Source organism: Moraxella sp. CTOTU49803 (genome assembly GCF_032097965.1).
In the GTDB taxonomy this organism is placed as follows: Bacteria; Pseudomonadota; Gammaproteobacteria; order Pseudomonadales; family Moraxellaceae; genus Faucicola; species Faucicola tetraodonis.
Genome location: NZ_DAMCJP010000023.1, coordinates 1 through 6,234, shown reverse-complemented (window position 1 = coordinate 6,234; position 6,234 = coordinate 1). Strand labels below are relative to the sequence as shown.

General features: G+C 36.0%; 9 protein-coding genes. 7 read left to right on the top strand and 2 right to left on the bottom strand.

Features of this window, described 5'->3' with window-relative positions; translation table 11 throughout:
• The 3 genes from RT422_RS12075 to RT422_RS12065 all read left to right on the top strand — a co-directional run.
• Positions 1-359, top strand: a 359-nt coding sequence (locus RT422_RS12075) for an integrase core domain-containing protein (protein WP_313422521.1), incomplete at its 5' end; no start/stop codon positions are given.
• Positions 360-386: 27 nt separating this feature from the next.
• Positions 387-1,073: a DDE-type integrase/transposase/recombinase gene (locus RT422_RS12070; protein WP_007115751.1), complete on the top strand. Its 687-nt coding sequence runs from the start codon at positions 387-389 to the stop codon at positions 1,071-1,073.
• Between the two features lie 23 nt (positions 1,074-1,096).
• Entirely contained in the window at positions 1,097-1,474 is a 378-nt protein-coding gene (locus RT422_RS12065) for an IS1 family transposase (RefSeq protein WP_313422519.1), read from the top strand.
• Between the two features lie 135 nt (positions 1,475-1,609).
• Here the strand turns inward: RT422_RS12065 and RT422_RS12060 are convergent, their stop codons facing one another.
• The gene (locus RT422_RS12060; RefSeq protein WP_007115749.1) at positions 1,610-2,446 is read right to left on the bottom strand and encodes an ImmA/IrrE family metallo-endopeptidase; all 837 of its coding nucleotides are present in this window, start codon (positions 2,444-2,446) and stop codon (positions 1,610-1,612) included.
• A gap of 18 nt (positions 2,447-2,464) precedes the next feature.
• Positions 2,465-2,776: a helix-turn-helix domain-containing protein gene (locus tag RT422_RS12055; RefSeq protein WP_040403389.1), complete on the bottom strand. Its 312-nt coding sequence runs from the start codon at positions 2,774-2,776 to the stop codon at positions 2,465-2,467.
• Between the two features lie 129 nt (positions 2,777-2,905).
• Here RT422_RS12055 and RT422_RS12050 point away from each other — a divergent pair, with 129 nt between their 5' ends.
• The 4 genes from RT422_RS12050 to RT422_RS12035 are packed head-to-tail and all read left to right on the top strand — an operon-like array spanning position 2,906 to position 6,188.
• Positions 2,906-3,313 (top strand): hypothetical protein, encoded by a 408-nt coding sequence (locus RT422_RS12050; RefSeq protein ID WP_007115748.1) that lies wholly within the window; start codon positions 2,906-2,908, stop codon positions 3,311-3,313.
• Between the two features lie 58 nt (positions 3,314-3,371).
• Entirely contained in the window at positions 3,372-4,346 is a 975-nt protein-coding gene (locus RT422_RS12045; RefSeq protein WP_007115747.1) for a CBASS cGAMP-activated phospholipase, read from the top strand.
• Positions 4,347-4,366: 20 nt separating this feature from the next.
• Positions 4,367-5,716 (top strand): CBASS cGAMP synthase, encoded by a 1,350-nt coding sequence (locus tag RT422_RS12040; protein WP_313422513.1) that lies wholly within the window; start codon positions 4,367-4,369, stop codon positions 5,714-5,716.
• 10 nt (positions 5,717-5,726) lie between these two features.
• Complete coding sequence (locus tag RT422_RS12035; RefSeq protein WP_313422511.1) at positions 5,727-6,188, top strand: hypothetical protein; 462 nt, start codon at positions 5,727-5,729, stop codon at positions 6,186-6,188.
• Positions 6,189-6,234: the final 46 nt, after the last annotated feature.

Below are 6,234 nucleotides of genomic sequence, written 5' to 3'. Positions count from 1 at the left end.
GTACGAGCATTCCATCTTTACGGGTGATTCGCTATTTGGATCAGTTAGCCGAGTGCCATGGCTATCCCAACAAGATTCGCATTGATAATGGCAGTGAGTTTACCTCTAGTGTCTTCACTGATTGGGCGGCATCTCATAGTATTTTGGTTGACTATATTAAGCCTGGCTGTCCGTACCAAAATGCGTATATTGAACGATTCAATCGTAGCTATCGAAATGAGGTGTTAGATTGTTATTTGTTCAATAATTTAAATGAGGTTAGACAATTAACGGATGAATGGATCAATGTTTATAACCACGAACGACCGCATGATTCGCTGGGTAATATGACACCTGCTGAGTTTAAACAGGTGGCTTGATGATTCTACTTTGATGTTGTTTTAAGTTTGGGGTATTTACACTTTATCGCCACCAAGCCTTGCCAAGTGTTTTGTTGGGATATTACCTATTTGCCAAGCACGGTGCGTGGACAGTTTTATTATCTATACCTGATTGAGGATATCTACAGCCGTAAGATTGTGGGATACGAGGTGTATGATAAAGAGGCAGGGGATTTGGCAGCTAAACTCTTAGAACGCACGCTGTTAAACGAAAATGCCATTGGTGCAGGGGTGGTACTGCATTCGGATAATGGGGCGGTTATGAAGTCGCAGACTTTGCGAATGAAGGCGTATGAGCTTGGGGTATTGACCTCTTATAGTCGCCCTCGGGTGAGTAATGATAATCCGTTTGCCGAGTCGGTGTTTCGGTCAGTCAAATATGCGCCAAGTTTCCCTGAGTACGGCTTTGACAGCCTTGAGACGGCTCGTGTGTGGGTGAATGATTTTGTTAGTTGGTATAATAACGAGCATAAACATAGTGGGCTCAACTTTGTGACCCCCAATGAGCGTCATACGCTTAAGGATGCACAGGTCTTAGCCCGTCGTGAGCGGGTGCTACTCAAAGCTAAACAGGCTAATCCTGTTCGCTGGAATGGTAGAAATGTGAGAAATTGTTCACCTGTGCCACCGACTGCGTTAAATCCCGTGCGTCCGTCTAAGCGCGTAGAGGCGAGTGAGATTTTGGTGGCTTAGTTTCGAAAAAGGTGACAACTATCTTGACAAACACCGGCCACAAGAAAAACAAGGTTTGGCTTGTGTATGCCTACGACCCAGATACAAATGAAATCGTCGCCTTTGTTTGGGGTAAGCGCAACTTACAAACAGCTAAGCAACTGCGAGCAAAGCTTAATAAGCTAGGCGTTGACTTTGGCTATGTGTGCTGCGATAACTGGGACAGCTTTTTAACGGCATTCGACTTTGATTTCAAAAAGGTAGGAAAATGCTATACCGTTGATATCGAAGGTAATAACAATCGTTTCAGACATAGGCTTAGACGAGCTTTTAGAAAGACCTGTTGTTTCTCCAAAAAGCTCACTAATCATTTAAAAACCTTTAATTTACTGTTTTACTACGTCAAATATGGCTGGGTCTAGTGAGCATACTTTTTAGACCACAGCCAAAAATTCATTATACCAATAAATTTTTGAAGAATGAGTTCAGAAAAATTTTGAATCTATATACTTATTTTACATGACACCTAAAAATTCGAATAATACAACAATAGAGTATTATTTAAATCTTGGAGATTCCCATTCTTCTTCAATCTCTTGATAATCATCAGGGTCATAACCGCTAGTTATAACAGTCAAGCGTTTTTGGTACTCACCTAAGCTTATATAGATTTCATGCCCTTTAATTTTTGCATCACAATGACACCAAATATCAAGTGAAATAGGTAATTTGGATATCATTGAAGGAGTATGAATAGCTGAACTTTTAGAAGCAATAGGAATTTGAGAATCCTTCATAACTAGCTTACGACCTATTTTAAACATAGGTTTACTATGCTTTGCAAATTTGATAACTCCATCAGTACTAAAAATAACGCTGATTGGGAAATCAGCTAATTCAGCATATCGTATTGCTGTTGCAGTAATAGATGTATTAAAAATTTGGCTGAGAGCTATGATGGCATCCAAACCATCAGGAAATTTTGCCATTTCTGATTTAAATAGTTTTTTTGGCATAAGCAGACAGGTAGCAAAGTAATCTGCTTCAATTTCATACCAAGGCTTATATTTTGAACTGGATATATGCTGACCATCTTTTAATGCTTGCTCAACGTGTTCTGGCAAAAAATAATGTCCAATTTCGTGAGCAATAGTGAAGCGATGCAACCCTAAATTATTAATCCTTGTTGAATAAATAATCTTAAAGTCATTTTTGTTGCGGATAAGCATACCCATGATACCCCCTTCGGCATTAGGGTATGGCTCTAAATTAATTTCTAAAATTTTAGCTAATTGAAAGATATCGACGGGTAATTGATATAAACTATAATCTGTAAGTGTTTGGCTAGCTAAAGCCTCAATCTCAAAATCGGAACTAATTCTGGAACTTCTCATATTAAACTCTAAAACAAGTTACTTTTGTTTCATCAATTTAATCATATTTTCAATCATATCTCTATCAGTTTGATTCAACGAATTAATATCTCTGTAAAGAGCATCTGGAGCATAGTCGTCAATTGAATCAACATTCCCAATTAGATAATCAGTAGATATGTCGAAGAATTTAGCAAGTCGTCTTAAATTGTCAAATGACGGCTTTCTAGACCCAGATTCCAAATGAGAAATCGAAGTTGAAGGAATACCAACCTTTTCAGCGAGTTGCGACTGAGTGAGTCCACGCATTTCCCGCATCGCCCTTAGGCGTTCTTTAAATATATTATCCATGATCTGATTGTACCATAAAATTTTTTGTAAATAAATACTTGTCATTATCGACAAGTTGTGTAATCATATACAAATATAGTCGACAACGACAATTTTATATTGTCAATAATATTATAAGAAGAGTGTATTATGCCGAGTTTACCAATTAATTTTGATCAAAATGCTATTTTTAATGGGATTATTACTGCCTTAGTAATATTTGGATTTTCTAAAAGTTTTACATTTCTTAAAGCACAGTTGATCAAAGTACAAAAATTCTTACGAAAGTTAAGAGCAAAATCATTACAAAAAATGAGACAACATCGCTTTGATCAAAGATACTTCATACACCAAGCAAATAAAGAAAACAGTCTATTCCTAATCTTTATTGTGGTAGCAGTATTTAATCTAATATTAATTATAAAAATTGCTAATATTGGTTGGTACTACCAGTTAGTGCTGATTTTACCAACTCTAGTTTTCGAGTTTAAATGGCTCATGCAAAAAAGTTATGTTGAAGACTTGATCAAATATCAACCAAAGATAAATCAAGCATAATTTATTTGTTGTAGTTAACTATCTATTTATCATTCTTATATTTTTTATAGGGGACTTTATGAATAATCGATTTAATATTTTATCACTGCCAGGTGGGGGTTACAGGGGGCTTTATACTGCTCGAATCATGGCAGATTTCGAAGATCAATTTGGTAAACCCATCGGGCAGAGTTTTGATTTGATAGCAGGTACATCGATAGGTGGGATATTAGCTTTAGCGGCGGCTTATGAAGTACCGATGAGTACTGTTGTAGAATTATTTCAAGATCATGGTAAAAAAATATTCGAAAAGCAACGTTTTAACTTTTTTGGTATAAGAAAGGCAAGCTATAGTAATGAACACTTAAAAAGTCAATTAATTGAGTTTTTTGGTGATTCCAAAATTGGCGATTTAAAACACAATGTCATTATCCCTTCTATCAATTTCTCAGCAGGAAAACCTGTTGTATTTAAAACCCCTCATCATGAATCATTTGTTCGAGACCATAAGTGTCGAATAGTTGATGTTGCTTTGGCTACATCGGCAGCCCCAACTTTTTTCCCGAAATACAATTTTGATAATAGTAACTTTGTCGATGGTGGTCTATTTGCTAATAATCCAGGTATATTGGCAATCCATGAAGCACAACACTTTTTTAATATACCCAAAGATGATATTTACTTGTTGAATATTGGGACTTTATCGTCAAATTTATCAGATGTTGCAAAAAAAGAGCAGAAAGGTGGGATGCTTGACTGGGCCAATGGTTTGGCTTTGCATAAAGCTCCAAAAAATATTATCGAGTTAACGTTGTCGACGCAACAAGAGATGCTCACCCATATGACTCGGCATGTATTGGGAAATCGGTATTTTAGTATTGATGCAAACTTATCCAAAAGTTCATCAGATTACATCGGTTTAGATAGATGCGATGATAAGGCGATTAGTGTCTTAATATCTAATGCTCAACAATGCTCAAAAGAGGCATTGGGGAATGCCGATATTCGAGAGTTATTATCACATAATGCAACCACACCAAATTGGGTTAAATAAATTTTAAGGAATTATCAGTTATGACAGACATTAGTACAAATAATTTGCATCGTGTTTTCAAGAATGACAATAATGGCTTTTTTCACAAGCTGCTTCCAAATATGGAGCAACTTGATGCTTTTAAACATTGCAAAGATAAAGTTCAAGAAAAACTTGAATCTGACCTAAAAGTGATTTACGGCGTTAAACCAAAATTTCGCTTACAAGGCTCATGGGCTTATGGTACTTGCAATGTGCCTGCTTTATCGACTCAAGAAATGGATTTTGACTATGGATGCTATCTTCCAAATGCTTGTTTTGTGGATGACGAGAAAACCGAGGGAGAAAAGATACTGCAACATGTAGAGCAGTCTTTAAAGGTCGTATGTGATGAACAAGGCTGGTCGTTAGATACTTCCAATGCAAGCTGTCTGCGTATTACAGGGTTCTTATCACAAGCCCATTTTGATGTGCCTCTTTATGCGGTTCCTGATGATATGTTTGCTGATTTACAAGACGTTCAAATTAGGACGCAAAAATCTGAAACTATTGCAAATGAGAGAATAGGTTTAGACTCAGCAATCTTAAGCCTTGATTTTAGTGAAAAAAATGGGGATACAAGACCTGATAGCTTATCAGTTTTCTTTGGTGAATCTCAATTTAGTAATGAAATAACTTTTACGACATTATCTAATGAAGCTAGGCATGGTCGCTATGAGCTTGGTTTAGATAGTATCAATGAGAAAAATTCGGTTTCTAAAACTGTAAAAAAATTTAACAACCAAAAAATTCAAAATATTCGTTTAATTAAGCGAGATGAAGATTGGAAACCATCTGACTGTGAAAAAGTGCGAGAATGGTTCGTTGGCACTTGTGATAAATATCCTAATGAAGGGCAACAACTTCGTGCTATTGTTAGATACGTCAAATCATGGCGAGATTTTTTGGGCCCACATTTTAAAAAAGCTCCAAGCTCTATTGCCTTAATGGTATTAGTAACACAATCTTATGAGCATCTACAACAAAGGGATGATAAAGCTTTGAATGCGGTTGTAAAAGATTTGCCAAACGCCCTAACTAAATCAATTAACTGCAAAGATATAGTTGGTCATGAGTCAGAAGACTTTAATAGTCTTGATGCACAAGAAAGAGAGTTTGCTAAATCACTAGCGAGTCAATTTAGTAAGGTTTTAGATGACTGTCTGTCTAAACACACCACTGCTTTTGATTGTCTTGCAGACTTGGAGACACAGTTGGGTTGTCGCATCCCTATGCAACCTGAGTTAGTTACAATTAATATTAAAAATGAAAGTAAATCAAGCTTCATTGAGTCTCAGCCATTAGCTACTGTATCTGCCCCTGCTATTATTACAACACAGATTGGTGGTTAATCATAACTCTATGAATAGGCTAGATATCTTACGCTGTATCCGCCAATCTCATCCAGATTGGCAACGAATTAACGGATCTAATTTTTTAGACGGTTGGATGATTAAAATCAAAGTTGGTAATTACGACTTTGAGATTCTGATGGAAATTGTTGATTGGGATTTTTTAAAACTCCCAACAGTTTGCCTCAAAGAACCTAATTTTAAAAATTTTAAAAAGCTTTTACCTTTACCTCATTTATCAATTTATTCCAAAGAGTTCGATAACAGCTTATTTTACAACCTTTGCTATGCAGTGACTGATAGTCTAGCGTATGATAATTATGATGGTGTTGGTATCATTGAATGGTGTTACAAACAAACGATAAAAGTATTAGGTGATATTTTTATCAATAAAAGTTTTGCTAAACAGGAAGCCTTACGAGAAATTGTACCAATTTGGAATCAAATTTCTACTGTTAATAATTTAACCTGAATTCGACATAAGAAAGGATAAAAAAAAGAAGTCCAACATGCTAAAG